The sequence below is a fragment of the Comamonas badia DSM 17552 genome (assembly GCF_000484635.1).
Lineage (GTDB): Bacteria > Pseudomonadota > Gammaproteobacteria > Burkholderiales > Burkholderiaceae_C > Comamonas_C > Comamonas_C badia.
Window position 1 is genome coordinate 244,555 of sequence record NZ_AXVM01000002.1, and the last position, 23,870, is coordinate 268,424.

31 protein-coding genes are annotated in these 23,870 nt (G+C 65.9%); 2 read left to right on the plus strand and 29 right to left on the minus strand.

What is annotated here, in order from left to right:
- Positions 1-40 precede the first annotated feature (40 nt).
- The 8 genes from tatB to hisF all read right to left on the minus strand — a co-directional run bounded on the left by tatB (position 41) and on the right by hisF (position 4,263).
- The gene (gene tatB / locus K320_RS0105260) at positions 41-526 is read right to left on the minus strand and encodes a Sec-independent protein translocase protein TatB (RefSeq protein ID WP_024537803.1); all 486 of its coding nucleotides are present in this window, start codon (positions 524-526) and stop codon (positions 41-43) included.
- A gap of 20 nt (positions 527-546) precedes the next feature.
- A complete protein-coding gene (gene tatA / locus K320_RS0105265) occupies positions 547-792 on the minus strand; it encodes a Sec-independent protein translocase subunit TatA (protein ID WP_024537804.1) in 246 nt (81 codons plus the stop codon).
- 60 nt (positions 793-852) lie between these two features.
- Entirely contained in the window at positions 853-1,212 is a 360-nt protein-coding gene (locus tag K320_RS0105270) for a histidine triad nucleotide-binding protein (RefSeq protein WP_024537805.1), read from the minus strand.
- A gap of 22 nt (positions 1,213-1,234) precedes the next feature.
- Complete coding sequence (locus K320_RS0105275; RefSeq protein WP_024537806.1) at positions 1,235-2,260, minus strand: patatin-like phospholipase family protein; 1,026 nt, start codon at positions 2,258-2,260, stop codon at positions 1,235-1,237.
- Positions 2,253-2,639: a DUF4870 family protein gene (locus K320_RS0105280; protein ID WP_024537807.1), complete on the minus strand. Its 387-nt coding sequence runs from the start codon at positions 2,637-2,639 to the stop codon at positions 2,253-2,255. The genes K320_RS0105275 and K320_RS0105280 overlap by 8 nt, the downstream gene beginning before the upstream one ends.
- Position 2,640: 1 nt before the next feature.
- Positions 2,641-3,012 carry a phosphoribosyl-ATP diphosphatase gene (locus K320_RS0105285; RefSeq protein WP_024537808.1) on the minus strand — a complete coding sequence of 124 codons (372 nt, stop codon included), beginning with the start codon at positions 3,010-3,012 and terminating at the stop codon, positions 2,641-2,643.
- 5 nt (positions 3,013-3,017) lie between these two features.
- Complete coding sequence (gene hisI / locus K320_RS0105290) at positions 3,018-3,422, minus strand: phosphoribosyl-AMP cyclohydrolase (protein WP_024537809.1); 405 nt, start codon at positions 3,420-3,422, stop codon at positions 3,018-3,020.
- Positions 3,423-3,483: 61 nt separating this feature from the next.
- Positions 3,484-4,263, minus strand: a complete 780-nt coding sequence (gene hisF / locus K320_RS0105295) for an imidazole glycerol phosphate synthase subunit HisF (protein ID WP_024537810.1) — start codon at positions 4,261-4,263, stop codon at positions 3,484-3,486.
- A gap of 134 nt (positions 4,264-4,397) precedes the next feature.
- Between hisF and K320_RS0105300 the strand changes: the two genes are divergently transcribed.
- Positions 4,398-5,750 (plus strand): HD domain-containing phosphohydrolase, encoded by a 1,353-nt coding sequence (locus tag K320_RS0105300; protein ID WP_084301171.1) that lies wholly within the window; start codon positions 4,398-4,400, stop codon positions 5,748-5,750.
- A 15-nt stretch (positions 5,751-5,765) separates the two neighbouring features.
- On the opposite strand, the gene hisA is transcribed toward K320_RS0105300, so the two are convergent.
- From hisA to K320_RS0105405, 21 genes are all read right to left on the minus strand, one after another.
- On the minus strand, positions 5,766-6,509 hold the full coding sequence (gene hisA / locus K320_RS0105305; RefSeq protein WP_024537812.1) for a 1-(5-phosphoribosyl)-5-[(5-phosphoribosylamino)methylideneamino]imidazole-4-carboxamide isomerase: 744 nt from the start codon (positions 6,507-6,509) through the stop codon (positions 5,766-5,768).
- A gap of 82 nt (positions 6,510-6,591) precedes the next feature.
- Positions 6,592-7,260: an imidazole glycerol phosphate synthase subunit HisH gene (gene hisH / locus K320_RS0105310; protein ID WP_024537813.1), complete on the minus strand. Its 669-nt coding sequence runs from the start codon at positions 7,258-7,260 to the stop codon at positions 6,592-6,594.
- Between the two features lie 48 nt (positions 7,261-7,308).
- A complete protein-coding gene (gene hisB / locus K320_RS0105315) occupies positions 7,309-7,932 on the minus strand; it encodes an imidazoleglycerol-phosphate dehydratase HisB (RefSeq protein ID WP_024537814.1) in 624 nt (207 codons plus the stop codon).
- The gene (hisC, locus tag K320_RS0105320; RefSeq protein ID WP_024537815.1) at positions 7,929-9,032 is read right to left on the minus strand and encodes a histidinol-phosphate transaminase; all 1,104 of its coding nucleotides are present in this window, start codon (positions 9,030-9,032) and stop codon (positions 7,929-7,931) included. Before hisC ends, hisB begins: the two co-directional genes overlap by 4 nt.
- A 215-nt stretch (positions 9,033-9,247) precedes the next feature.
- Positions 9,248-9,562 carry a YIP1 family protein gene (locus K320_RS0105325; protein ID WP_024537816.1) on the minus strand — a complete coding sequence of 105 codons (315 nt, stop codon included), beginning with the start codon at positions 9,560-9,562 and terminating at the stop codon, positions 9,248-9,250.
- A 196-nt stretch (positions 9,563-9,758) separates the two neighbouring features.
- Positions 9,759-10,736, minus strand: a complete 978-nt coding sequence (locus K320_RS18005; RefSeq protein ID WP_156913830.1) for a helix-turn-helix transcriptional regulator — start codon at positions 10,734-10,736, stop codon at positions 9,759-9,761.
- A gap of 45 nt (positions 10,737-10,781) precedes the next feature.
- Positions 10,782-11,807 (minus strand): autotransporter outer membrane beta-barrel domain-containing protein, encoded by a 1,026-nt coding sequence (locus K320_RS0105335; protein WP_024537818.1) that lies wholly within the window; start codon positions 11,805-11,807, stop codon positions 10,782-10,784.
- A 280-nt stretch (positions 11,808-12,087) separates the two neighbouring features.
- Complete coding sequence (locus K320_RS0105340) at positions 12,088-12,510, minus strand: cupin domain-containing protein (protein ID WP_024537819.1); 423 nt, start codon at positions 12,508-12,510, stop codon at positions 12,088-12,090.
- A gap of 181 nt (positions 12,511-12,691) precedes the next feature.
- Entirely contained in the window at positions 12,692-14,014 is a 1,323-nt protein-coding gene (gene hisD, locus K320_RS0105345; RefSeq protein WP_024537820.1) for a histidinol dehydrogenase, read from the minus strand.
- Positions 14,015-14,044: 30 nt separating this feature from the next.
- Positions 14,045-14,683 (minus strand): ATP phosphoribosyltransferase, encoded by a 639-nt coding sequence (gene hisG / locus K320_RS0105350; protein WP_024537821.1) that lies wholly within the window; start codon positions 14,681-14,683, stop codon positions 14,045-14,047.
- A 122-nt stretch (positions 14,684-14,805) separates the two neighbouring features.
- Positions 14,806-16,080, minus strand: coding sequence for a UDP-N-acetylglucosamine 1-carboxyvinyltransferase (gene murA / locus K320_RS0105355; RefSeq protein WP_024537822.1), 1,275 nt, complete (start codon positions 16,078-16,080; stop codon positions 14,806-14,808).
- Between the two features lie 54 nt (positions 16,081-16,134).
- Complete coding sequence (locus K320_RS0105360; protein ID WP_024537823.1) at positions 16,135-16,386, minus strand: BolA family protein; 252 nt, start codon at positions 16,384-16,386, stop codon at positions 16,135-16,137.
- A gap of 23 nt (positions 16,387-16,409) precedes the next feature.
- Positions 16,410-17,165 (minus strand): ABC transporter permease, encoded by a 756-nt coding sequence (locus K320_RS0105365; RefSeq protein WP_024537824.1) that lies wholly within the window; start codon positions 17,163-17,165, stop codon positions 16,410-16,412.
- A complete protein-coding gene (locus K320_RS0105370) occupies positions 17,162-18,091 on the minus strand; it encodes an ABC transporter ATP-binding protein (protein WP_024537825.1) in 930 nt (309 codons plus the stop codon). Before K320_RS0105370 ends, K320_RS0105365 begins: the two co-directional genes overlap by 4 nt.
- Positions 18,092-18,105: 14 nt before the next feature.
- Complete coding sequence (locus K320_RS0105375) at positions 18,106-19,461, minus strand: sensor domain-containing diguanylate cyclase (RefSeq protein ID WP_024537826.1); 1,356 nt, start codon at positions 19,459-19,461, stop codon at positions 18,106-18,108.
- Positions 19,458-19,730: an STAS domain-containing protein gene (locus tag K320_RS0105380; protein ID WP_024537827.1), complete on the minus strand. Its 273-nt coding sequence runs from the start codon at positions 19,728-19,730 to the stop codon at positions 19,458-19,460. The genes K320_RS0105375 and K320_RS0105380 overlap by 4 nt, the downstream gene beginning before the upstream one ends.
- Before the next feature lie 13 nt (positions 19,731-19,743).
- Positions 19,744-20,388 (minus strand): MlaC/ttg2D family ABC transporter substrate-binding protein, encoded by a 645-nt coding sequence (locus K320_RS0105385; protein ID WP_407059754.1) that lies wholly within the window; start codon positions 20,386-20,388, stop codon positions 19,744-19,746.
- Positions 20,388-21,134, minus strand: a complete 747-nt coding sequence (locus K320_RS0105390; RefSeq protein ID WP_024537829.1) for an MlaA family lipoprotein — start codon at positions 21,132-21,134, stop codon at positions 20,388-20,390. The genes K320_RS0105385 and K320_RS0105390 overlap by 1 nt, the downstream gene beginning before the upstream one ends.
- The gene (gene mlaD, locus K320_RS0105395) at positions 21,131-21,619 is read right to left on the minus strand and encodes an outer membrane lipid asymmetry maintenance protein MlaD (RefSeq protein ID WP_024537830.1); all 489 of its coding nucleotides are present in this window, start codon (positions 21,617-21,619) and stop codon (positions 21,131-21,133) included. Before mlaD ends, K320_RS0105390 begins: the two co-directional genes overlap by 4 nt.
- Positions 21,620-21,630: 11 nt before the next feature.
- Positions 21,631-22,413: a lipid asymmetry maintenance ABC transporter permease subunit MlaE gene (gene mlaE / locus K320_RS0105400; protein WP_024537831.1), complete on the minus strand. Its 783-nt coding sequence runs from the start codon at positions 22,411-22,413 to the stop codon at positions 21,631-21,633.
- Complete coding sequence (locus K320_RS0105405; protein ID WP_024537832.1) at positions 22,410-23,240, minus strand: ABC transporter ATP-binding protein; 831 nt, start codon at positions 23,238-23,240, stop codon at positions 22,410-22,412. The genes mlaE and K320_RS0105405 overlap by 4 nt, the downstream gene beginning before the upstream one ends.
- A 219-nt stretch (positions 23,241-23,459) precedes the next feature.
- On the opposite strand from K320_RS0105405, the gene speD reads away from it, so the two are divergent.
- A complete protein-coding gene (gene speD / locus K320_RS0105410; RefSeq protein WP_024537833.1) occupies positions 23,460-23,867 on the plus strand; it encodes an adenosylmethionine decarboxylase in 408 nt (135 codons plus the stop codon).
- Positions 23,868-23,870 lie beyond the last annotated feature (3 nt).

The window sequence follows — 23,870 nt, forward strand, 5'->3', positions numbered from 1 at the left end:
AAATTGCCAGGCATGCAGGCAAACGCGGCCTGGCAAAAAATCAATAGGGCTTGGGCGGACGAAAGCGCGCCACCCGCGCAGCGCCCGACTGCACTCGCGCGCGCATGCCAGTGCGCGCCTTGTACCAGTGCGGCACGGCGCCGCGCCTGGCGCGCCAGTGCTTGTCCGGACGCTTGTAAGCAGGCACGACCAGCGCCAGGGCCGCGGGATCGTCGGGCAACGGGTCGGCCGAAGAATCCGCGAGGCCCGCGGTGGCATCCTTCCAGTCCTTTTCAAAATCGCTGGCGGTGGTCGCCACGCTTTTTTCCACATCGCGCGCGGCGTTTTCCACCGTGTCCTTCATCTTGCGCAGCTCATCAAGCTCCATGGAGCGGTTGACTTCCGCCTTGACGTCCGCCACGTAGCGCTGCGCCTTGCCCAGCAAGGTGCCTACCGTGCGCGCCACGCGCGGCAATTTTTCGGGGCCGATGACGACAAGCGCCACCACCCCGATGAGCGCCATCTTGGACAGGCCGATATCCAGCATCGCCGGCGATCCGTGGCGGCTCAGCTCTTTTGCCTGGCCTCGACGTCTATCGTGGTCTTTTCGGCAGCAGCCGCATTCGTGACCTGCCCGGCGGGCGCTGCCGCGGCACTGTCGTCGCCGCTGTTGCCGCCTTCCTTCATGCCGTCCTTGAAGCCCTTGACCGCACCGCCCAGATCGGAGCCGATGTTCTTGAGCTTCTTGGTGCCGAAGACCATGACGACGATGAGCAGCACGATCAGCCAGTGCCAGATGGAAAACGAACCCATTGCAAAACTCCTGAGGTGAGAGGATGATTTTAGGTCAAGCCCGATGCGAGCAATGCCGCTTCACGCCTTGAACCAGGGGCGCGAGCCACCCACGACGTGCAGGTGCAGGTGATAGACCTCCTGACCGCCCTCGGCGCCGGTATTGATCTGCAGCCGGTAGCCGCCTGCCGGATACGGATTGCAGCCCTGCTCTTTCGCCAGCCTGGGCGCCAGCAGCAGCATGTGGGCCAGGAGCTTTTCATGCTGCGGGCCCGCCTGCTCCATGGACGCGAAATGTTCCTTGGGCACGATGAGAAAGTGCACGGGCGCCCACGGATGGATGTCCTTGAAGGCGTACACGAGCTCGTCCTCATGTACTTTTTGCGAGGGGATCTTGCCTTCGATGATCTTGCAGAAAATGCAATCCGGATCGTGGTGCATTGTGTGTCTCCAGAAATTGCCGTCAGGCGTCGTCCGCCGATTTCACGGTGCAGCGCACACCCACATCGTGGCCGTGGGCGTGCAGCCAGCGCTTGCCCTCTTCGCGCCCGAGACCGAAGAGCTGGCGCAGGAACATGAGGTCCGCGCGCGTCTTGCTGGCCGCGCCGAAGGGCGCAAGGGACGCGCCGCCATCGATGCGGTGCACGCGCATGTCCTTGTAGCGCTTGGGGTCGAGCTTGCCTTCGGCCAGCAGCCGGCGCACGAATTCGATGGCGCGCAGTTCGGCCAGCAGACTGGCGTTGAACGTGACTTCGTTCATCCGGTCCATGATGTCGCTGGCGTTGTCCGGCACGGCCTTGTGCTGCACCGGGTTGATCTGCACCAGCAGCACATCGCTGGACTGCGTGCGGTAGATGAGCGGGTGCAGCGCCGGATTGCCGGAGTAGCCGCCATCCCAGTAATACTCGCCCTCGATCTGCACCGCCTGGAACATCATCGGCAGGCAGGCCGACGCCATCACCGATTCCATGCACAACCGCTTGCCGGTGAAGATTTCACCCCGCCCGGTACGCACATTGGTGGCGCAGACAAAGACCTTGGGCACATGCGCGGCCTCATGCGCCAGCAGTCCGAAATCCACCGTGTCGCGCAGCAGATTGCGCAAAGGGTTGATGTCCAGCGGGTTGGTCTGGTAGGGCGAGAACCACTGCGTCATCAGGCTCACCAGCGGATTGCCCTGCAGCGGCACACCCCACATGAGAGCGCCGAGGGCGCCGACACCTTCCCAGAGCTTGCGCAGCGTGTCGCGGGCCAGCGCGCAGCCGTTGACGTGGATTTCCTCGCGCTCCTTGCCCCGGCTTGCCGCCAGCGCGAAGCCGTGGGCGAGCGCCACGGCATTCATCGCGCCGGCGCTGGTGCCGCTGATGCCATCCAGGTCAAACCGCCCATCTTCCAGCAGTGCATCCAGCACGCCCCAGGTGAACGCACCATGCGAGCCCCCGCCCTGCAGGGCCAGATTCAGGGGTTGCCGCGGCTTGCGCTCAGGCATTGACCGCCTTTGCATCGTTCATCGCCACCATGCCGCGCACGATGCGGTACAGGAACCAGATCGACACCACACCCCAGGCCAGCATGCCGGGCAGCAGGAAGAAAAACCACAGCGGGCTCGTCACCAGGTACCAGAAGCCGGCCCACAGCACACTGCGGATGCGCCACGAAAAATGGCTGGCCTGCCAGGTTCCCTCGGCGTCGCCCTTCTTCACCAGGTCGATCACCAGGGCCAGCAGCAGCAGCGCCAAACTGGGCTGCGCGCCCGGCACCACCGCGGCAATCGCCACGATCACGTGCAGCACATAGCTGACCCAGCCCCAGGCCTTGAGGCCCTCGGCACGCGGATCCGGTCCCACGTCGATGATGTCGTCGCCCATGTCAGCTCCCTTCCTCCTGCGCGCGCCGCGCCTGTTTGCGCAACGCCTTTTCCTCAAGCCCGCTCACGCCTTCGCGCCGCTCCAGCTCTTTGACGACATCCGCGGGCGCAAGTTCGAAATACGCCAGTGCCACCATGCAGTGAAACCACAGATCGGCCATTTCATAGACCAGCTTGCCGCGGTCTGCGCCCTGCGCCACGTCCTTGGCCGCCATCACCACTTCGGTGGCTTCCTCGCCCACCTTCTTGAGAAAGCCATCCGGCCCCTTGGCCAGCAGACGCGCCACATAGCTTTTTTCAGGGTTGCCGCCGTTGGCCGGCTTGCGGCTCTCGATCACCGCCGCGAGGCGTTCGAGTGCATCGTTGCTTGTCATGGGTTTCATTTGTAGATGCTGGACGGGTCTTTCAAGACCGGATCGACGGCCTGCCACTCGCCATCCCTGAGCAGGCTGAAAAAGCAGCTGTGCCGCCCGGTATGGCAGGCGATGCCTGGCTCATGCCCCGTCTGCGTGACCTTGAGCAGCACCACGTCCTGGTCGCAATCGAGGCGGATTTCATGCACCAGCTGTACGTGGCCCGACTCCTCGCCCTTGTACCAGAGCCGGCCGCGCGAGCGGCTGTAATACACCGCCTGCCCGGTAGCGGCCGTCTGCGCCAGCGCCTCGCGGTTCATCCACGCCAGCATCAGCACGTCGCCCGTGCCGGCCTCCTGCGCAATCGCCGGCACCAGGCCTTGCGCGTCCCAGCGCACCTGGGCCAGCCAATCGGTATTCAATTCAGCCATGCAAATTTCAAAAATAGGAGCTGACCGCACTTTTATATCAAGCGCTACAGCCTTTTTTCATTCAAATTCTTACCGCAATGCCGCGCGCCCGCATGTGCTCCTTGGCCTGGCGCACCGTGAATTCACCGTAGTGAAAAATGCTCGCCGCCAGCACCGCATCCGCCCCCCCGGCGCTCACGCCGTCCGCCAGATGGTCGAGGTTGCCCACACCGCCCGAAGCGATCACCGGCACATCCACCGCATCGCTCACCGCGCGGGTCAGCGCAAGATCAAAGCCCGATTTGGTGCCATCGCGGTCCATGCTGGTGAGCAGGATCTCGCCCGCGCCGCGGCGCGCCATCTCCACCGCCCACTGCACCGCGTCCAGGCCGGTGTTCTTGCGCCCGCCGTGGCTGTAGACATCCCAGCCCGCGCCGCGCGCAGCCACTTCATCACCCTTGCGCTGCTTGGCATCGATGGCGACGACGATGCACTGCGAGCCGTATTTGGCAGAGGCCGCGCTGATGACGTCCGGATCGGCGATCGCCGCCGAATTGAAGCTGGTCTTGTCAGCCCCGGCGTTGAGCAGCCGGCGCACATCGGCTGCCGTGCGCACGCCGCCGCCCACGGTAAGCGGAATGAACACCTGGCTGGCCACCGCTTCGATGATGGGCAGGATCAGATCGCGCCCGTCGCTGGTGGCGGTGATGTCGAGAAAGGTCAGCTCGTCGGCGCCCTGCTCGTTGTAGCGCGCGGCGATCTCCACCGGGTCTCCGGCATCGCGCAGTTCGACGAAATTCACGCCTTTGACGACGCGGCCGCCGGTCACGTCCAGGCAGGGAATGATGCGTTTGGCAAGCATGTGAATTGGCACAAAAGGGGTGCGCAAGATACCACGCATGGCGCTCCTTGCGCGCAAACCGCCTCTGCGCTGGGTATATTCCCCGGCTGCGCGCCATAAGTCCCCGATAGTGCGCAACACTACACTGACGTCCGATGGTTCCCCCTGAAGCAAGCGACAGCCCCCCTCTTCCCTCCGAAACTTCCGCCCCCTGGCTACCCTCGCATTACCAGCGCGCCGTGCTTGCGGTCTGCGAGCGCTGCGTCGTGACCACGCGGGAGGCGGTCTACACCACCAGGGACGCCAAGCTGGTGGGTGCCGGTACCCGGATGACGCCAGCGCTGTTCGAGCGCCTGATGAAGCACGAATTGCGCACGCCGCTGGAGCATCTGCTGGCCATGGACGGCATGGTCAGCCAGGCATCGCTGGCGGCACAGGCCCATCAGATGTGCCTGCAGGATCCCCCCATCGAACTGCTGGTGCAGGACGACGCCGGCGGCGTCGCCGCCGCCACGCTCGCCGCCCCCCTGCACGCCATCAGCCTGCCTGCCGCACTGGCCTTCATGCTGACGGTGATGCGCGAACTGGCGCCCGCACAGCTCGCGCATGGTCTTCGGGCAGCGCTCGTCGCCACCTACCTGGGCATGCGCCGCGGCTGGAACAAGAGCGAATGCACCCGGCTGGCGGCCGCCGGCCTGCTGCACGACATCGGCCTCCTGCATCTGGACCCGGCCTGGCGCGACACGGCCCGCCCCATGGCGGCCAGCGAGCGCCAGCAACTGGCCGCCCACCCCACCCTTGCCGCGCGGCTGGTGCACGGCTGGGAGGTTTACCCCCAGTCGGTGGCCGTTGCCATCCTCGAACACCACGAACGCATGGATGGCAGCGGCTACCCGCGCGGCATCCGCGGCGAGCAGATTTCCGACATGGGCCAGATGCTGCTGCTGGCCGAAGTGGTGTCTGCCTTTTTCGAGAAATATGCCAATGATGGCGCCTCGGTGCGCCTTTCGCTGGCGCTGCGCATGGACCGCCAGAAATTTCCGGAGTCGCTTGCAGCGCTGCTGCTGCCCCTGCTGCAATCGAGCGCCATCCAGCCGGGCCATGCGGGCGATCTGGCGGAAATTCGCGGCGCAAGCAGCCGCCTGGCCCAGGCACTGCGGCACTGGAGCACGCTGCAGGCAGCCCTGCCCGCCGGCGACCCGCCGGTGCCGGAGGACAGTCCCGCCGCCTGGATGGCGCGGCGCCTGGCCACCCTGCAGACCAGCTTGTTCGATACCGGCGCCCACCCGGACCACCAGACCGAACTCCTGCCGCTGCTGCAGGCTGATCCTGCCGGTGTCAAAGAGCTGCTGTTTCTCATGCGCGAGGCCCTGTGGCAACTGCAATCGATCGCCAGCACCGCGCTCACGCGCTGGCCCGCCTTGGGCGCAGAGGGTGATCCGCGCGACGCTGCCGCGCGCGCCTGGTGCGACGCGCTGCTGCGCAGCCTGCCGGCAGGCGAACCCTGACGCAGCCAGGGTTTGCTACGGTGCCGCCAGTTCGTCCGCGCGCACCTGGCCCGCGGCGAAGTCGAGATCACCGGAATAGATCGCACGCCCGCAGATCACGCCTTCGACGCCCTCGCCCTCAACCGCGCACAGCTGTTCGATATCGGCCATGCCGGACAGCCCGCCCGAGGCAATCACCGGAATGCTCAGCGCCTGCGCCAGCTTGACGGTGGCCTCGATATTGATGCCGGTGAGCATGCCGTCGCGGCCGATGTCGGTGTAGATGACCGATTCGACGCCCCAGTCCTCGAATTTGCGTGCAAGGTCCACCACCTCATGGCCGGTCAGCTTGCTCCAGCCGTCGGTCGCCACCTTGCCGTCCTTGGCATCCAGCCCGACGATGACATGGCCGCCAAAGGCGCTGCAGGCGTCCTGCAGGAATCCCGGGTTCTTCACGGCGGCCGTGCCGATGATCACGTACTCCAGCCCCGCATCGAGGTAGAGCTCTATGGTGTCCAGGTCGCGGATGCCTCCGCCCAACTGCACCGGAATTTCGTTGCCTACCGCCTTGAGGATGGCCTTGATGGCTCCGCGGTTCTTGGGCTGGCCGGCAAATGCGCCGTTCAAATCCACCAGATGCAGGCGCCTGGCGCCGGCATCGAGCCACTTGCGCGCCATCTCGGCCGGGTCATCGCCGAAGGTGGTGGCCTGGTTCATGTCGCCTTGCTTGAGGCGTACGCAGTGTCCGTCTTTGAGGTCGATGGCGGGTATCAGCAACATTTTGGAGAGGTTGGGGCGTTGGGGGCTGGGCATGGAATTCAGACTTCGCGCTCAACGCCCAACGCTGAACGCCAGCCTGTCTTCACGGTTTCCAGTGCAGGAAGTTGCGATAGAGCTGCAGCCCTTGGGCCGCACTTTTTTCAGGATGAAACTGGGTGGCAAAAAGATTATCACGTGCGATGGCCGCTGCAAAGGGCCCGCCATAGCCGGTTTCGCCCGCACAGTGCAGCGCATCGGCCGGGCGAGCATAGTAGCTGTGCACGAAGTAGAACCAGCTCTCATCGGGCACACCCTGCCACAGCGGGTGCAGCCTGCCTGCCTGCGGTAGCTGGCGCACGCGGTTCCAGCCCATGTGCGGCACCTTGTAGCGGCTGCCGTCGTCCTGCCGGCGGCCCGCAAGCTCAAATCGCAGGACCTCCCCGGGAATGAGGCCCAGGCCATCGACATCGCCTTCGGCGCTGTGCGAGAGCAGCATCTGCATGCCTATGCACACGCCAAACAGCGGCTTGCGCGCGGCGGCTTCCAGCACCGCCGCGCGGACCCCCGAGGCATCGAGCTCGCGCATGCAATCGGGCATGGCGCCCTGGCCCGGCAGCACCACGCGATCGGCCGCGTGCACGGCGTCGGCGTCGCCCGTGACGAGCACCCGCCAGCCTTCGCCCTCGGCCGCGGCCCGCACGGCCTGCGACACCGAGCGCAGATTGCCCATGCCATAGTCCACCACGGCCACCGTTTTTACTTTATTTTGCATAGCTGTCAGCGCTTATCCAGCAAGCGTTACAGGCCTTTTTGATTCAAATTACAGCGCACCCTTGGTCGACGGGATCACCCCCGCGGCACGCGGATCGGGCTCTGCCGCGGCGCGCAGCGCGCGCGCAAAGGCCTTGAAAATCGTTTCGCACTGGTGGTGCGCATTCACGCCCTTGAGGTTGTCGACGTGCAGCGTGACACCCGCGTGGTTCACGAAGCCCTGGAAAAATTCATGCACCAGCTGCGTATCGAAGCCGCCGATCATCGCGGCCGTGAAAGCCACGTCCAGGTGCAGCCCGGGCCGGCCGGAAAAATCCAGCACGACGCGCGAAAGCGCTTCATCCAGCGGCACGTAGGCATGGCCGTAGCGGCGAATGCCCTTCTTGTCGCCGATGGCACGCGCCACGGCCTGGCCGAACGCGATGCCCACGTCTTCGACGCTGTGGTGGCCATCGATGTGCAGATCGCCATCGCACTGCACCTCCAGGTCGATCAGGCCGTGGCGCGCGATCTGGTCGAGCATGTGGTCGAAGAAGCCGATGCCGCTGTTCAGCCGCGTCTGGCCGGTTCCATCCAGGTTGATGGCTACGCGGATGCGCGTTTCGGCGGTCTGGCGGCTGACCTCGGCGGTGCGGTCGGTTCGGCTGGAGGCAACGAGAGCAGAAGAAGTCATAGCGAGGCGCGCAGCGCTTGCAAGAGGGCGGTATTTTCGTCAGCGCTGCCCACGGTCAGCCGCAGGCAGTTGGCGAGCAATGGGTGCATTGTAGAAACGTTCTTCACCAGCACCTTGCGCTCGCGCAAACCGGCGAAGGCGCGCGCCGCATCGGGTACGCGCACCAGGACCATGTTGGCCTCGCTCGGGAAGGGTCGCACCCCGGGCATTTGCCCCAGTTGTTCCAGAATGCGAGCACGCTGCGCCCGTATTTCCTGCGCCTGAGCGGCAAAAACATCTTCATGCTCCAAGGCAAACAGCGCGCATTCGCTGTTGAGCACACCCACGTTGTAGGGCGGACGCACCTTGTCGAGCTCGGCGATCAAACCAGCCTCACCCAGCAGATAGCCAATCCGCACACCCGCCAGACCGAACTTGCTGAGCGTGCGCAGGATGAGCACATGGCGGTGCATCTCGGGCGCCGAGCGCACGTTTTCCATCCAGCTGCGCGCGGCAAACGGCTGGTAGGCCTCGTCCATCACCACCAGGCCGCCGGCCGCGCCCTGCGCGGCGATGATGCGGGCGATGGCGCCCTCGTCCCACAGCGTGCCGGTGGGGTTGTTGGGATAGGCCAGGTAAACGATGGCCGGGCGGTGCCGCGCGATGGCCGCCAGCATGGCCGCTTCATCCAGCTCGAAATCGGCCGTGAGCGGCACGCCGTGAAAGGCCAGGCCCTGCAGCTGCGCGCTCATGGCGTACATCACGAAGCCGGGCAGCGGCGCGAGGATGGAGGCGCCCGGCACGTCGCAGGCCAGCGCCAGCAGGCTGATCAGCTCGTCCGAGCCGTTGCCCAGCATCAGCGACCAGCCCGCCGGCGGCTGCGCCTGGCCCTGCAAGGCCGTCCTGAGCTGTTCGGCACCCTCACCCGGATAGCGGTTGACCGCCACCTGCCCCAGCCGCTTTCCCAACTCGGCCTGCAAGGCGGCCGGGAGGCGATAGGGGTTTTCCATCGCGTCCAGCTTGACCATGCCGCGCGAATCCTGCACCGCATAGGCATGCATGCCTTGCACGTCATGGCGCAGCCGGGCCAGGGGATGGACAGAAACCTCTTCAGTGGTCATGGGATAAAGGCATTCGTTGGATTGAAAAAAAGGAAGGGAGCACCTGCACCGCCTCGCAACACGGCAGGCGCGGCAGGTACGTCCGGATAACGGGCCGTCAGGCGGACCGTGCGCCTGTCACGCCTGAAAGCAGGGCACGCATTGCACGGCAACGGCGCTCATCGAGCGCCTGCGGGCAAATTTACCCGAATTCAGCGGCGCCAGAGACAAACGCTTCAAGCACTCGTTCCGCCAAAGCGTGGCGCCAGCGCATTGACGATGAGCGACAGCACATAGATGCCCGCCAGGCTCAGCACATACGAAACCACCATGTTGGCCAGCCCCACCAGGAAGGGCATGCGCACCGTGGCGCCGAGGCCGCCCATGCCGATCAGCGTCATGCCGATGAAGCCGCAGAGGGCGGGAATGGCGGCGAGCCACGCCAGGTAGCCGGGATACAGCCCGGCCGCGGTGGCAGGCTCGGCCGCGATGGCCGCCCAGGTGGGCTGGGGACTGAGCAACAGACTCTTGACGCGATCGACGATGGCCATGGCGACGCTCCTTGACGGGCATGGTGCCCGAACCCGGGCCCGCAAAAACCCATGCCGTCAATGTAACTATTTCCCGGCGGGTGCGAAAGCCTCGGTGCCGCCCGCAGCCACGGCCATTGGCGTGCATCCCGAAACGCACCACACGCTCATGTGCCGCTTCGCCCTGCGCGATCGGCCAGTACGCTGGCGCGCGACGTCAAGGATCTGGTTGTCCGCTGCGCCCATCGAGTGGGACGACGGACGCAGCCCGCCAAGCGGAAGGCGTCAACCCTGTCAACTGCCGAAAACGGCTGGAGAAATGGGCCGGGGAAGAGAAGCCGAGATCCAGCGCCAGTTCGGTGATCGACAGCCGGCTTTCGCGCAGCAGCGCCTTGGCGCGCTCCATGCGCATCTCGCTGAGCACCTGGTATGGCGGGCGACCCGTGCTGGCCTTGAAGGAGCGGCTGAAGTGGTCGGGTGACAAGGCGACCGAGCGCGCCAGTTGGGCCACCGACAGGCCGTGCCCCGCGCCATCGATCGCCTCCATGGTCTTGCGCAGACGCCAGGCAGGCAGGGCTGGCACTTCCTTGCGTCCGGCGTCATCGGCAGCGGGGCTGGCTTCGAGCAGCAGTGCGAGGATCGCCCCCAGGTAGTTGGGCGCATAGCTGCCGCCTTCGCCCGCACCGCTTCCGGAGTCCCACAGGCGCCTGGCGATCTGCCCGACCAGCGGCTCATTCAGCTGCCGCCGGGCGAGTTGCTTGATGCGGCTTTCAATCAGATCCGCGTCAGCGCCGAGCAATTGCGCCAGCGGATGCAGTGCAACGCCCAGGTGCAGAACCAACGGGTTGCCCTCAAAGCGCCAATAGGAGCCGCAGCTCGGCGGCGTCAGCAGCACCTGGCCAGGCATTGCGTTGAAGCGTTGAGATCCGCAGCCAATGTCGCGCAGTACCGGCGCATGCCGAGCGCGCAGCACGATGCTGATGATCAGTTCCTGAACGGGCCTGTATTCGATGCCGTCCGCCGGCGCGTGCTCGACCAGCGCCATGGTGAGAGGGGTGGACTCAAGCGCTCGCACGTCGGCCCGGCGAATGGGCAAGGTCCGGTCATTCAGATAAGCAGTGAAGCCCGGCTGACCCGCGGGGCGGGTGACTGCATCCATCGTCGTCCATCCTCCCCAGTCAGCGGCATGCAGCAAAAAAAATGCGCTGCCGATTCAGGCCGATCGTGAGCCGGCCCCGATTCAGAACTGGTACGAAAGCACAGCGGAAATGATTTGCGCCTTGCGTTTGCTGTCCACGCCGTGGCGCAGATTGTATTCAAGGTCAAAGCGATAGGGGCCGCCCACCACCGCCAGGCCCAACGACGCCAGGACGTAGCGCCGATCCCTCAAGCGCAGGTCCACATCGTTGGCGTATTCCGCTTCAAGCCCAAGCGAAAGACTCGGCAGAAATTGCCACTGCGGGCCAGCTGCCTGCTGTTTTTCAACCCGGGCGCGCACCCAGGCCGCGCCGTAGTCCTCGTGCTTGCCGTGCAGCACCGAGGCGCTGGCCGTATTGAAAAAGCTGCGCTGGTAGTTCGCACCGACGATGGGGCGCAGCAACCAGCCCGGCGGCAGCAGACCAATATCTTGCGTGCTGAACGTCCCGATCAGTTCAACCTGCGCATAGAACCGGTTTTCATCGTAGTCCTGCCGCTGCCGCATGAAATCGTTTGAGACCGTGTAGCTGGCTTTGCCTCGCTGATAGTCCATGCGTGCGGCCAGGCCCCAATGCGGGGTATAAGCCTCAGCGTAGCGCAGCTGCAGGGCCCAGGCGTTGCGCCGCGATCGACCCAGGGTGTTGACCGGATCCTGGTGGTAGCGCAGGTCGTAGCCGTCATGCTCAAAGCTCAGTCCAATGCCAAGCAATCGGCTGGGAATCGGCGCATGGAAATACTGCAACTCGACCTTGGGGCTGTTGCCCACGGGTTCAACCGGCAGGTTGTTGCTGCCGACAACCCGGGTGGGTTCCACATTGATGCGCAAGAAATGGGCGCCGGTGGCTGCTGGCAGTTCCTTCATCATGGAAATCGGCAGCACGAAGACACGGGCGCGATCCCGGAACGCGGGCCAGGCGGGCGGCGGCACGCCTTGGCCGATCAACGCGTCGTTGACGTAGCCGGCGGTGGCCCTGGAAGCGCCGATCTTGGTCTGCGTGTTGCCATAGATTTCATTGGAAAACAGGGGATTCATCAACCCGGCCTGTCCCAGCGTCATCATGCTGACCATGCCGGGCGTGGGGCTGAAACCGCCGGCCGGCTGCTCCGTCCCGGCCGCCGCGACACCTGCCAGCAGGCCCGCGAAGGCGAGCGCACACGGTATTCTCATCACCCTTGTTTTCATCACGATCTCCCGTCTCCGTTGTTCTGTACGCCGCGATGGCAGAGCCGCACGCGCCAACGCATGCGCGTGGCCCGGGCCACGCCTGCGCGCTGGCTGGCGATGAAGCTTGCCGATCGGGCTTGCGGCTTCAGCCGCGGGGCGTCATCCCGCGCCGCGCCGCGCCGCATCAATGGGTGGGCTCGCCCGGTGCGGCGCCCGACAGGCGCTGCAGCATGGGGATATCCATGTGGTACATCGGCTCGTCGTTGGGCCCGAGGAAGGCAGACGCGCCCTGGCACACCATCAGCAATTCCGTCTCTTGGTCAAACGGCAGGGCATCATGGATCGCCCCCTTGGGTTCGGAGACGTAGTCACCGGCCTGGAAAGGTCCGGTCTGCCGGTGCACGCCCGTACCCTTGAGGATGTAGATTTCGGCGCTCTCCAGGTGCTTGTGCCGCGGCAGGACGCCCCCGGGTTCGGCACGAATCATGACGCTGAAGGCGCCGGTTTCAGGGACCAGCTTGATCACCTTGACGAAAACCCGCGGTGCCAGCGGCAGCCAGGGCAATCCATCGCAGTGCACCGTCGCTCCGCCCTTGTATTCATTCATTTCCCGTCTCCTGGTCTGATCTGGTGTAGTGCCCGCTCGATAGCGAGCCTGATCAACAAGCCTGGGCAGCTATTGACCACGACCAGTTTAGGAAACAGGACTCTGCGCCGCTTTCAGTTTTCCGACGCGGCTATCGGAAAAGCGTCCGCGCCTACGAACGCCCGCACCCACAACGGAGAGGCTATGAACTCTTCAGCCGCATCTCCGCCGCCCGCGCATGCGCCTGCAGGCCCTCGCCATGCGCCAGCACGCTGGCGATGCGGCCGAGCACCTGCGCGCCCTGTTCGCTCACCTCGATCAGGCTGGTGCGTTTCTGGAAGTCGTACACCCCGAGCGGGCTGGAAAAGCGCGCCGTGCCGCTGGTGGGCAGCACGTGGTTGGGGCCGGCGCAGTAGTCGCCCAGCGACTCGGTGGTGTAAGCGCCCATGAAGATTGCACCGGCGTGGCGCAGCAGCGGCTCCCAGCGCTGCGGCTCGCGGCTGGAGATTTCGAGGTGCTCGGGGGCGATGCGGTTGGAGATTTCGCAGGCTTCCTGCATGCTGCGCGTGTGGATCAGCGCGCCGCGCCCCGAGAGCGAGGCGGCGATGATTTCCGCGCGTGGCATCTCTGGCAGCAGCCGGTGCATCGCCTGCGCCACCTGCGCTATGTAATCGGCATCGGGGCACAGCAGGATGGACTGCGCCAGCTCATCATGCTCGGCCTGGCTGAACAGATCCATCGCCACCCAGTCGGGCGGCGTCGTGCCATCGGCCAGCACCAGGATTTCACTCGGCCCGGCGATCATGTCGATGCCGACCTGGCCGAACACCCGCTTCTTGGCGCTGGCCACATAGGCGTTGCCGGGGCCGGTGATCTTGTCCACCTTGGGCACCGTGGCCGTGCCGTAAGCCAATGCGGCAACCGCCTGCGCGCCGCCAATGGTGAAGCCGCGCGTGACGCCCGCGAGATAGGCCGCCGCCAGCACCAGCGGGTTCTTCTCGCCACCCGGCGTGGGCACCATCATGATGATCTCGGGCACGCCCGCCACCTGCGCGGGAATGGCGTTCATCAGCACGCTGCTCGGGTAGGCCGCCTTGCCGCCCGGCACGTAGATGCCCACGCGGTCCAGCGGCGTCACCTTCTGCCCCAGCAGCGTGCCGTCTTCGTCGCGGTAACTCCAGCTCTCGCCGCAGGCCTTTTTCTGCGCCGCGTGGTAGCGGCGCACGCGGTCGGCGGCGGCGGCCAGCGCATCACGCTGCACCGTGGGCAGACTGTCGTGTGCGGATTTCAGTTCAGCTTGCGTGAGCTCAAGCTCGGCAACACTTGCGGCAGTCAGGCGGTCAAAGCGCGCGGTGGTCTCCAGCACCGCCGCATCGCCGCGCTGCTGCACGTCGGCAAGGATGTCGGCCACGCGCTGCTCGATCGCCGCATCCTGCGCGCTGGACCAATGCAGGCGCGCGGCGAGTTCTTGCTCAAATGTGCCTGAAGCGCTTGACAGCCGTGCGGGATCAGCTATTAATTTCACCAGTTTCTCCTGAACCTGCGATGCAGCCGCTCAGGCGGCCACTGCGCTCGCAAATGCCTCGATGATGCGTTTGAGCCGCGCCTGCTTGAGCTTGAACGCGGCCTGGTTCACCACCAGATGGCTGCTGATCTCCATGATGCGCTCGACCTCCACCAGCTGGTTGGCCTTGAGCGTGTTGCCGGTGGAGACCAGATCGACGATGGCATCCGCCAGGCCCGTGAGCGGCGCCAGCTCCATGCTGCCGTAGAGCTTGATGAGGTCCACATGCACGCCCTTGCCGGCAAAGAATTCGCGCGCGATATGCGGGTACTTGGTGGCCACGCGCAGGCGCGCGCCCTGGTGCACCGCCTGCTCATAATCAAAATCGGCGCGCACCGCCACGCTGACATGGCATTTGGCGATACGCAGATCCAGCGGCCTGAAGAGACCCTGCCCGCCATGTTCGATCAGCGTATCCTTGCCGGTCACGCCGATGTCGGCGCCGCCGTATTCCACGTAAGTGGGCACATCGGTGGCGCGCACCAGCACCACGCGCACATCGTCCTGGTTCGTCCGCAGGATCAGCTTGCGCGTCTTTTCCGGGTCTTCCAGCACCTCGATCCCGGCGGCAGCCAGCAGCGGCAGGGTTTCATCGAAGATGCGGCCTTTGGAGAGGGCCAGGGTAATCACGGTATTCCTTCCTGATCTCTGATGACGAAATGACCTCGCTGCGCTTCGATGACGGCGCTGCGCCGCCATGACCCCGAGAGTCATTTCGTCATGGCTGCCGCGCCAGCGGCGCAGTCATTCTGTCATCGGATGCGCTCGATATCCGCACCCAAACCCCGCAGCTTGTCTTCCATCGCGTCGTAGCCGCGGTCCAGGTGGTAGATGCGGTCCACCACCGTCTCGCCCTCGGCCATCAGACCGGCGATCACCAGGCTGGCGGAGGCGCGCAGGTCGGTGGCCATCACCGTCGCGCCGGTCAGGCGCGCGCCGCCTGCCACCGTGGCCACTCGGCCATCGACCATGATCTCGGCGCCCAGGCGCATGAGCTCGTTCACGTGCATGTAGCGGTTCTCGAAGATGGTCTCGGTCACCGTCGTCGTGCCCTGCGCCACCAGGTTGAGCGCCATGAACTGCGCCTGCATGTCGGTGGGAAAGCCCGGATATTCCATGGTGCGAAAGCCCTGCGCCGTGAGCTGTGCACCGCCCGGGCTCTGCACCCGCATGCCCGCGGCTTCGGCGCTGACCGTGGCGCCTGCACTGCGCAGCTTGTCCACCAGCGCCTCCAGATGGTCGATGCGCGCATGTTCCAGCAGCACATCGCCGCCGGTGGCCGCCACCGCGCAGGCAAAGGTGCCGGCTTCGATGCGGTCGGCCACCACCTGGTGCGTGCAGCCCTGCAGGCGATCGACGCCCTGGATGCGGATGCTGCTGCTGCCGTGGCCCTCGATGCGCGCGCCCATCGCGATCAGCATCTCGGCCAGATCCGCCACCTCGGGCTCCTGCGCGGCGTTTTCCAGCACCGTCTCGCCTTCGGCGAGGCAGGCAGCCATCATCAGGTTCTCGGTGCCTGTGACGGTGATCATGTCGGTGGTGATGCGCGCGCCGTGCAGACGTTTTCGCCCCTCGGGCAGGCGCGCGACGATGTCGCCGTGCTCCAGCGTGATCTGCGCGCCCATCGCCGTCAGGCCCTTGATGTGCTGGTCCACCGGGCGCGCGCCGATGGCGCAGCCGCCGGGCAGCGACACGCGGGCATGGCCGAAGCGCGCCAGCAGCGGACCCAGCGCCAGCACCGAGGCACGCATGGTCTTGACCAGCTCGTAGGGCGCCACGGGCTGCAGCGCATCGGACGCAAAAAAGCTCATGCCGCCACGCTCGCCATGCGTTTCGCTGCGCACGCCCATGTGGTCCAGCAATTGCCGCATGGTGCGCACATCGTGCAGGCGCGGCACGTTCACCAGGTGCACCGGCTCGCTGGTGAGCAGCGCCGCGCACATCTGCGGCAGCGCCGCGTTCTTGGCGCCCGAGATCGCGACACGCCCGTTCAACGGGCGGCCGCCACGGATCAGAAGTTTGTCCATATCATTAAAATCAGCCTGCAGCGCAATACCACAAAGCGCTGGCAGCTATCAAAATCAATTATTCTGCTGCTGGGCCTGCACCCATTCGGCGGGCGTGAAGGTCTTCATCGAGAGCGCATGCAGCGCTTCGCTGTCCATGTGCTCGCGCACGGTGCCATAGACGAGCTGATGGCGCTGGATAGCCCGCTTGCCCTCGAACGCCGGCGAAACGATGAGCGCATACCAGTGGTGCCCATCGCCATCGACCACCAGATGCTCGCAGGCAAGATGGTCGGCAATGCATTGCTTGATGTCGTCAGCGGTCATGGGGCACCCTTGCAGAAAAATGCTCAATTGCGAATCTTGTAGCCAATGCGCAGCAGATGCAGCGTGAGGCCGCTGATGAGCAGCCACGCCAGCCCCACTACCGCCAGACTGATCCAGGGGGAGATGTCGCTCACCCCGAAGAAGCCGTAGCGAAAGCCATCGACCATGTAGAAGAACGGGTTGAGCTGGCTCACGCCCTGCCAGAACGGCGGCAGCGTGTCGATGGAATAGAACACGCCCGAGAGAAAGGTCATGGGCACGATGACGAAGTTCTGGAACGTCGCCATGTGGTCGAACTTGTCGGCCCACAGGCCCGCGATCACGCCCAGCGACGCCAGTAAACCGGCACCCAGCAGGGCGAACACCAGGCTCCACAACGGCGCCACGAATCCCGGATTGGCGTAAAGCAGCGTGACGATGAACACCCCCAGGCCCACCACCAGCCCGCGCAACACCGATGAACCCACATAGGCGGTGAACCAGGCCCAGTGCGACAGCGGCGTGAGCTGGACGAACACCAGGTTGCCCATGATTTTGCTCTGCACCAGGCTCGACGAGCTGTTGGCAAACGCGTTCTGCAGCATGCTCATCATCACCAGGCCCGGCACCAGAAAGGCCGTATAGCTCAGGTGTCCATAGACCTGGAGGCGATTTTCCAGCACGTGGCCGAAGATCAGCAGGTAGAGCATGGAGGTGACGATGGGCGCCACCACGGTCTGGAACGCCACCTTCCAGAAGCGCAGCAGTTCCTTGTAGAAGAGGGTCTGCCAGCCGTTCATGCGGCAACCCCGGCGGCTTCGTCGCGCACGGTTTCCATGACGTGGATGAATACGTCTTCCAGGTCGGCCTTTCGGATTTCCACGTCCTCCACACGCACGCCCGCGGCGCGCAGCATGGCAAGGTGGCGTTCGATTTCCTGGGCGTCGCGCGCCGGCAGCTGCGCCACGCGCCCGGTCACGCGCGCCAGCGGTGCCAGCTCCGGCGGCAGGGCATCGTCCGTCTTGAAGCGCAGCACCTGGGTCGAAGCCTGCGCCAGCAGCTCGGACGTCTTGGCCAGCGCCACCACATGCCCGTGCTTGAGCATCGCCAGGCGGGTGCACAGCGCCTCGGCCTCTTCCAGGTAGTGCGTCGTCAGCAGCACCGCATGGCCCTGCTTGTTCAGCTGCGCGACGAACTGCCACAGCGTCTGGCGCAGCTCCACGTCCACGCCCGCCGTCGGCTCATCGAGCACGATGACTGGCGGCTTGTGCACCAGCGCCTGCGCCACCAGCACGCGCCGCTTCATGCCGCCCGAGAGCTGGCGCATGTTGGCATCCGCCTTGTCCGCCAGGCCCAGGTGCGCCAGCAATTCGTCGATCCAGGCGTCGTTGTTGCGCAGCCCGAAATAGCCCGACTGCAGACGCAGCGTCTCGCGCACGCTGAAAAACGGGTCGTAGACCAGTTCCTGCGGCACCACGCCCAGCAGCTTGCGCGCGGCGGCGTAGTCGCCCTGCACATCGTGCCCCATCACCTTGACGCTTCCGTGCGTGGCGCGCGCCAGGCCGGCGAGGACGCTGATCAGCGTGGTCTTGCCCGCGCCGTTGGGGCCCAGAAGCCCGAAAAATTCGCCTTCCGCAATCTCGAAGCTCACGCCGGAGAGGGCCTGGAACGGACCATGCGGCGTGGCAAAGGTTTTGGAGACGGATTGAAAGGAGACTGCGGTCATGGCAACCGCGCATTTTAATCGGTGTGGCCCTGGCCCGCTCCCGTACCCATCCCGAGACACACGACCCGGTTGCGCCCCTGCTGCTTGGCCGCGTAGAGCGCCCGGTCGGAACGCGCAAAAATCTGGTCGAATCGCTCATCGCCCGCAACAAGGCTGGTGACGCCAAAACTGGCCGTCACCTTCATGCCCAGGCCGGAAAAAGCGGCGTGCACGGCCAGGTTCTGGCACAGCCGTCCCGCCAGCTCGGAGGCGGCAGCCAGCTCCGTCTCGGGCAGGAGGACGCAAAACTCCTCGCCTCCGGTGCGTGCCAGCAGGTCATTGCCGCGCAGGCTGCCCTGCACGCACTGCGCGATGGTCCGCAGCACCTGATCGCCCACGGGGTGGCCGTGGCGATCATTGATGTCCTTGAAATGGTCGACATCGATGGCCATCAGGCTCAACGGCCGCGCATAGCGGCGGCTGCGTTCGAACTCCGCCTGGGCCGCCTCCTGGAAGCTGCGCCGGTTGGCAACGCCCGTGAGCGCATCGGTGCGTGCCTGGCGCTGCAGCTCTTCCTTCAAATCGTGCAGCTCGGTGATGTCGGTGCTCAGGCCGATCACCGCGCGGCTGCCGTCGGCCTGCTGCCAGGGGACGACCACGCTCCAATAGTGGCGCATGCGCCCATCCCTGCCCTGCATGGCCTCCTCGCTGACCGAACGCTGGCCGCTGGCCAGGATTTCCTGGTCCTTGCGCCAGAACCGTTCCGCCGCCTCGGACGGCATCAGTTCGCCGTCGAGCTTGCCGACCACCTGCTCCGACGGCAGGCCGAAGGCATCGGCGGCGCGCTGGTTGGCGTAGCGAAAGCGCCGGTCTTCGCCTTTCATGTAGACCAGCGCATCGACGTTGTCGAGTACCGCGGCAAGCAGCGCCTTCTGCTCGGCCACTTCGTTTTCCAGCCGCTTCTTGTCGGTGATGTCGTAGGACACGCCCACCATGCCCGAAATCGCGCCCGCGGCATCCCGCAAAGGACGCTTGATGGTCCAGTAGGTGCGCACCTCGCCGGTATCCGGAATCACGTTCGATTCCTCCCGTGACACCACCTCGCCGTGGATCAGCACCCGCCGGTCTATCGCCGCGTGGTCTTCGTCGTGCGCGAGCTTGATGAAATCGTCAAACGTCCTGCCCAGCACCTCCTGCAGGCTTCGCCCGAGCAGCCGCAGCACCATGGGATTGGCATACACATAGCTCCCCTGCAAGTCCGTGGCAAACACGAAGGCGCCCATCTCGTCGAGGATTTCGCGAAACGGATCGGCCACGAAAGTGGCGGTGGCGGGATGGGCAGGCGCGGCGCAGGCGACACCCTCGGGCCGATCGCCCCCCGGAAGCGTCATTGCGGCGCCACCAGCAAGGCCTGCACGCCGTACAGCTGCGCCAGACTCTGCAGCGCCTGCGGCATGGCCCGGGCGGTCAAAGCCTTGCCGTCGTAGAGCGCGGCGCGGCGGCACTCCAGCAGCACCGCCAGCGCAGAGCTGTCGAAGGTCGCCAGTGCCGCGCAATCCACCACCACCTCGGCGCCTGCCTCGGCCTCCAGCCCCTGCAGCAGCAGTTGCAGGCAGGCGCTGGCCTGGGGATGCGTCAGCGTGGCGGGCAGGACAAGCACGGACAGCCGCTCCTCACTTGCCGGCGGCGTTGGCCTTGTTGCGCGCCACCAGCGCCTCGATCAGGCCATCGACACCCTTGGCGTTGATCTCGGCGGCGAACTGGCTGCGGTAGGTTTCCACCAGCCAGACGCCCATGACGTTGATGTTGTAGATCTTCCAGGCCTCGCCGGGCTTCTGCGCCAGGCGGTAATCGAGCTGGATTGGGTCGCCCCGCCCGCGCACCTCGGTGCGCACCAGCACGTCGGTATCCGCGGGCGCGGCCCGCAAGGGCTTGACGACGATGGTCAGATCGGACACCTCCGCCAGGGCGCCCGCGTAGGTGCGCACCAGCAGCTGCTTGAACTCGTCCTGCAGGCGCTGCTGCTGCTCAGGCGTGGCCTTGCGCCAGCCGGGGCCGACGCTCGCCGCCGTCATGCGCTTGAAATCCAGGTGCGGCAGGATGATCTTATCCACCAGCGCCACGATCCTGTGCACGTCCCCGGCCTTGATCTGCGGATCCTTGCGCACGGCATCCAGCACCTCGCTGGACAGGCGTCCGACCAGGGCATCGGGCGCCTCACCGGCCGCCCAGGCGCGGGCCAGGCCGGCACTGGCGCCCAGCGCCCCCGCGGTGCGCAGCAGCGCCCGGCGATCCATTTTCCAATCCATGTGAGCCATCAATCATCCTCCGGCAGCTTGCCGTCATCGTCACTGCCTGCCTTGTCCGCCGCATCGCCGCGCACGCCAAGGTACACATCGCGCGTGAAGGTGTAGGGGTCCAGCGCCGCCGCATCGCGCACCCCGGTCACGCCCAGCAGGCTGGCACGCCGGTCCACCACGCGCAGGCCGTACAGGCTGTTGCGCGTGGAGACCGGGCGCGCGTGCCAGGCCAGGTCGCCCCAGGTGTCGGCCGGCAGCGCCACCGTATCGCGCAGCGTGGAAGGCCCGAACAGCGGCAGCACCAGGTACGGCCCGGTCGGCACGCCCCAATGCCCCAGCGTCAGCCCGAAATCCTGCTTGTGGCGCGGAATGTTCGCTTCGCTCGCCACGTCGAACAGGCCGCCGATGCCGATGAAGCTGTTGATGCCAAAGCGCGCCAGGCTGTCCGCAGCCGCCTGCCCGCGGGCCTGCAGCACATTGTTCACGAACGACCAGAGATCACCGAGGTTGGCGAAGAAGTTGCCGATGCCCGCGCGCACCGGCCAGGGCAGCACGTTCTTGTACACCGTGGCCACGGGCGTCATCACCACCTTGTCCACCCCGTCGTTGAACTGGGTCATCGCCCGGTTGTAGGGCTCCAGCGGATCCTGCGGGTGGGCGCCAGGCCCCGTCGCGCATCCCGCCACGGCCAGGCACAGCGCCGCTGCGGCAAGCCAGCGCCCGCCGCGCAGGCCGCCATGCCAGCGAAGTTTGTTTTTTTTCATTTCTTGCCGGCAGCCGGTGCCGGGCTGCCCCCTTCCTGTGCCTTGCCATATAAAAACTGGCCAATCAGATTTTCCAGCACCACGGCCGATTGCGTCGAGGTCACGCTGTCGCCATTCACCAGATTCTTCTCGTCCGCGCCCGCCTCGATGCCGATGTACTGGTCGCCCAGCAGGCCGCTGGTGAGGATTTTCAGCGAGCTGTCCTTGGGAAACAGATAGCGCTTGTCCATCTCCAGCGCCACCTTGGCCTGGAAGGTGCTGTCGTCGAAGGTGATGGAGCGCACGCGCCCCACGACCACGCCGGCGCTGCGCACCGCCGCCTTGGGCTTGAGGCCGCCGATATTGTCGAACTTGGCGCTGATCTCGTAGCCCGACTGCCAATGCAGATTGAGCAGATTGGCCGACTGCAGCGCCAGAAACACCAGCGCCGCCAGCCCCAGGATCACGAACAGGCCCACCCAGACATCATTCTTTGAACGTTCCATGCCACCACCCTCTACAAGCTGAACATCAAGGCGGTGAGCATGAAGTCAAGCGCCAGCACCGCCAGCGACGCAATGACCACCGTGCGCGTCGTCGCGCGCGAGACGCCCTCGGGCGTCGGCCTGGCCACATAGCCCTGCAGCACCGCGGTGAAGGTCACCGCCAGGCCGAACACCAGGCTCTTGACCACGCCGTTGCCCACATCCTTGAACACATCCACGCCGCTTTGCATCTGGCCCCAGAATGCACCGGCATCCACCCCGATCATCACGACACCCACCAGCCAGCCGCCCAGCACGCCCACGGCATTGAAGACGAGCGCCAGCACCGGCATGGCGATGACGCCGCCCCAGAAGCGCGGCGCCAGAATGCGCTGCACCGGGTCCACCGCCATCATCTCCATCGCGGCCAGCTGCTCGCCCGCGCGCATCAGGCCGATTTCGGCCGTGAGCGAAGTGCCCGCGCGCCCGGCAAACAGCAGCGCCGTCACCACCGGCCCGAGCTCGCGCACCAGGCTCAAGGTCACCATCAGCCCGAGCGAACTCTCCGAGCCATAAAGCTGCAGCACGTTGTAGCCCTGCAGCGCCAGCACGAAGCCGACGAACAAGCCCGACAGCGCAATGATGACCAGCGAATGGTTGCCCAGGAAGTGCACCTGGTCGCGCAGCAGCGCCGGGCGGCGCAGCGTGGCGCCCAGCAGCGCCAGGAGGCGGCCCAGCAGCCGCGCGCCGCTGCCCATGGCGGCAAGCTCGCTGCGCACGGTGAATCCGATATCCGAAGGACGCCACCAGCTCATCGCCTGCCTCCCACCGGGCCGAAGTCCTGCTCCACCGTCGGGCCCGGGTGATGAAACGGCACCGGCCCTGTCGGCAGCGCATGCACGAATTGGCGCACCAGCGGATCGTCGCTGGTGCGCACCTCGCCCGGCGTGCCCTGCACCGCCACGTTGCCCGCGCCCAGAATCACCACATGGTCCGCCAGCGCGAAGGTTTCCTGCAGATTGTGCGAAACCAGGATGGTCGTCACGCCCATCGCGTCGCTGAGCTGGCGTATGAGCTGCGCCGCGGTACCCAGCGAGATCGGGTCCAGCCCGGCGAACGGCTCGTCGTACATGATGAGCTCCGGATCGAGCGCAATCGCGCGCGCCAGCGCCACGCGCCGCGCCATGCCGCCGGAAATCTGGCTCGGCATCAGGTCGCGCGCGCCGCGCAGGCCCACGGCATGCAGCTTCATGAGCACGATGTCGCGGATCAGCGCCTTACCCAGGCTGGTGTGCTCGCGCAGCGGGAAAGCGACGTTGTCGAACACGCTCATGTCGGTGAACAGCGCGCCGAACTGGAACAGCATGCCCATGCGCCGCCGTGCGGCATACAGCTGCGCCATGTCCATCGGGCCGATGTCCCGGCCGTCCACCAGCACCTGGCCCTTCTGCGCCCGCTGCTGCCCGCCGATCAGGCGCAGCACCGTGGTCTTGCCGCCGCCCGAGGCGCCCATGATGGCCGTGACCTTGCCGCGCGGCACCGTCAGCGAAAAATCGCGCAGGATCACGCGCTCGCCATACCCGAAGGTGACGTCGCGCAGTTCGACAAACGGTTCTGGATGCAAGGGTTCGCTGGAGGGCATGCTGTACGGCCAGGGCAGCGGCCTACAGGTGCAGGGAAGACTGCGATCATAAAGGCGCGCGCCAAAGGCTGCTCGGCCCCGTTGGCGGCGCGCCCGGACGGCCGGCACGGCCATTCGCTATAGTCGCCCTCTTCCCTCGTCGCACGAATCTGCTGTCGCCGGGCCTGTTCACGCAGCCGGCCGTACAGCCTTTGAGCATGGATGAAAGGCTTTCCCACGATGAACCAGGCTGTCGCCACCTCTCCCGCCCCCCGCGCCAACCACCGGCTTGCCACCGGGCTGCATCTGATCGGCGACCTGTACGGCTGCCGCTGCGACGCCCGCCTGATGCTGGATGCCGACCACCTCGAAGATTTCTGCAAACGCCAGGTGGCCGGCGCGGGATTGACCGCCGTCGGCTCGCTGTTTCACAGTTTTGGCGAGGACGGCGGCGTGACGGGCGTGGTGGTGCTGGCAGAGTCGCACCTTTCCATCCACACCTGGCCCGAATCGGGTTATGTGACGCTGGACGTCTACGTCTGCAACTACACCGCGAACAACCGCCCCAAGGCGCAGAAACTGTTCGACGGCATCAAATCCGCCTTCAACCCGAAGGAGCCGCGCCTGCACCGCGTAGACCGGGCCTGACGG

Coding starts and splice junctions, on each gene's coding strand:
- tatB (WP_024537803.1), bottom strand. CDS start 526: ATGCTGGATATCGGCCTGTCCAAGATGGCGCTCATCGGGGTGGTGGCG.
- tatA (WP_024537804.1), bottom strand. CDS start 792: ATGGGTTCGTTTTCCATCTGGCACTGGCTGATCGTGCTGCTCATCGTC.
- K320_RS0105270 (WP_024537805.1), bottom strand. CDS start 1,212: ATGCACCACGATCCGGATTGCATTTTCTGCAAGATCATCGAAGGCAAG.
- K320_RS0105275 (WP_024537806.1), bottom strand. CDS start 2,260: ATGCCTGAGCGCAAGCCGCGGCAACCCCTGAATCTGGCCCTGCAGGGC.
- K320_RS0105280 (WP_024537807.1), bottom strand. CDS start 2,639: ATGGGCGACGACATCATCGACGTGGGACCGGATCCGCGTGCCGAGGGC.
- K320_RS0105285 (WP_024537808.1), bottom strand. CDS start 3,012: ATGACAAGCAACGATGCACTCGAACGCCTCGCGGCGGTGATCGAGAGC.
- hisI (WP_024537809.1), bottom strand. CDS start 3,422: ATGGCTGAATTGAATACCGATTGGCTGGCCCAGGTGCGCTGGGACGCG.
- hisF (WP_024537810.1), bottom strand. CDS start 4,263: ATGCTTGCCAAACGCATCATTCCCTGCCTGGACGTGACCGGCGGCCGC.
- K320_RS0105300 (WP_084301171.1), top strand. CDS start 4,398: ATGGTTCCCCCTGAAGCAAGCGACAGCCCCCCTCTTCCCTCCGAAACT.
- hisA (WP_024537812.1), bottom strand. CDS start 6,509: ATGTTGCTGATACCCGCCATCGACCTCAAAGACGGACACTGCGTACGC.
- hisH (WP_024537813.1), bottom strand. CDS start 7,260: ATGCAAAATAAAGTAAAAACGGTGGCCGTGGTGGACTATGGCATGGGC.
- hisB (WP_024537814.1), bottom strand. CDS start 7,932: ATGACTTCTTCTGCTCTCGTTGCCTCCAGCCGAACCGACCGCACCGCC.
- hisC (WP_024537815.1), bottom strand. CDS start 9,032: ATGACCACTGAAGAGGTTTCTGTCCATCCCCTGGCCCGGCTGCGCCAT.
- K320_RS0105325 (WP_024537816.1), bottom strand. CDS start 9,562: ATGGCCATCGTCGATCGCGTCAAGAGTCTGTTGCTCAGTCCCCAGCCC.
- K320_RS0105335 (WP_024537818.1), bottom strand. CDS start 11,807: ATGGTCAGCATGATGACGCTGGGACAGGCCGGGTTGATGAATCCCCTG.
- K320_RS0105340 (WP_024537819.1), bottom strand. CDS start 12,510: ATGAATGAATACAAGGGCGGAGCGACGGTGCACTGCGATGGATTGCCC.
- murA (WP_024537822.1), bottom strand. CDS start 16,080: ATGGACAAACTTCTGATCCGTGGCGGCCGCCCGTTGAACGGGCGTGTC.
- K320_RS0105360 (WP_024537823.1), bottom strand. CDS start 16,386: ATGACCGCTGACGACATCAAGCAATGCATTGCCGACCATCTTGCCTGC.
- K320_RS0105365 (WP_024537824.1), bottom strand. CDS start 17,165: ATGAACGGCTGGCAGACCCTCTTCTACAAGGAACTGCTGCGCTTCTGG.
- K320_RS0105370 (WP_024537825.1), bottom strand. CDS start 18,091: ATGACCGCAGTCTCCTTTCAATCCGTCTCCAAAACCTTTGCCACGCCG.
- K320_RS0105375 (WP_024537826.1), bottom strand. CDS start 19,461: ATGACGCTTCCGGGGGGCGATCGGCCCGAGGGTGTCGCCTGCGCCGCG.
- K320_RS0105385 (WP_407059754.1), bottom strand. CDS start 20,388: ATGGCTCACATGGATTGGAAAATGGATCGCCGGGCGCTGCTGCGCACC.
- K320_RS0105390 (WP_024537829.1), bottom strand. CDS start 21,134: ATGAAAAAAAACAAACTTCGCTGGCATGGCGGCCTGCGCGGCGGGCGC.
- mlaD (WP_024537830.1), bottom strand. CDS start 21,619: ATGGAACGTTCAAAGAATGATGTCTGGGTGGGCCTGTTCGTGATCCTG.
- mlaE (WP_024537831.1), bottom strand. CDS start 22,413: ATGAGCTGGTGGCGTCCTTCGGATATCGGATTCACCGTGCGCAGCGAG.
- K320_RS0105405 (WP_024537832.1), bottom strand. CDS start 23,240: ATGCCCTCCAGCGAACCCTTGCATCCAGAACCGTTTGTCGAACTGCGC.
- speD (WP_024537833.1), top strand. CDS start 23,460: ATGAACCAGGCTGTCGCCACCTCTCCCGCCCCCCGCGCCAACCACCGG.